Below are 1,108 nucleotides of genomic sequence, written 5' to 3'. Positions count from 1 at the left end.
TGATCGTGGCTCAGGCTAAGAGAACGAATCCCTTCATATAATTCAGTTTCATTAAAATAGCTTGCAAAGGTCGCGGCTAAGGGCTGCGGTTTGTTCTCTAGCGCATTCAGTGCTCTTGCCAGCCGTTCTAATTTTATAGCTTGTATACGCTTAATATCTTCAGGTATGGCTTCCTTGGTCAATTGTCCCCAATTGCTGTCATGCTGAGCAAGTGTATGACAAAAGGCCTTGATCTGTGTGTCGGGTAAACCCACATGTGGAAAATGAAACAGAAGGTCCAGTTTCAAAGCCCGTTGCTCAGTAGACATGGTTTTAAAGTGTCCACATGCCAACTCCAACAGTGCGCAAATACTTTGCGCTTCATTGGAGTGGAATACACCGGGGTAGCCATCCATATGGTAATTGATGCCGGCTTCTAACAACGCGAGCTCAATGCCCACCGTCTGACTCCAAACTCGCGTGAGAATTGCATACTGAGACAAATCCTGAGAAGGGGTGCCTGAGAGGATATCAATCACTGTCTTGGGGTCATCTTTAGACTTGTGTACTTCTACCCGGGTAGAGGGGTTTGACTCATGTGATTTGCAAAGCAGTGCTTGTCGCCCTGAGTTGTGGGAAATCAGGTGGTTCGCTAATAAAGAAACGCAATGCCCATAGCGGAATGAGTAGCTCAAATTGAGCTTCTGCGTCCCTGGAAACTGTTGGGAAAAGCCGTTAATGATGTATTCGGGTTTTGCGCCGCGGAACTCGTATATCGTCTGATCAGGGTCGCCAACGACGGTCACTTTGGCGCGGTCCCCTGCGATATAGCTTAACAGTGCGTGCTGAAGGTCGTTGGTGTCCTGGTATTCATCGACCAGCACAATATCCATCTTGTTGCTAACAAGCTTTTCTAAAGAGGGATTTTGCTGAATAGCGATCACGGTATCGTAAAGCATATCCGTGTAGCTGATTCTGGCGTTGTGTTTTCGCCAGCTTTCGAAGACATCAAACAATTGAGGAAGAAAGCCGAACTTATCGCTCAAATCAAGATCATAGAGGGTTTGTTGAGGTGACAGCAGGCCATTTTTAACGGATTCGATAAACTGGTGGCCTGCTTCAACGTAAT

Annotated in this window: 1 protein-coding gene; it reads right to left on the bottom strand. The window is 46.8% G+C overall.

The annotated features are described in order from the left end of the window. On the bottom strand, positions 1 to 1,108 hold a 1,108-nt coding region (locus tag A3757_RS01735), incomplete at both ends, for a UvrD-helicase domain-containing protein (RefSeq protein ID WP_156506097.1).

Source organism: Oleiphilus sp. HI0117 (assembly GCF_001635235.1).
This window is presented reverse-complemented; position numbering and strand designations above follow the sequence as displayed.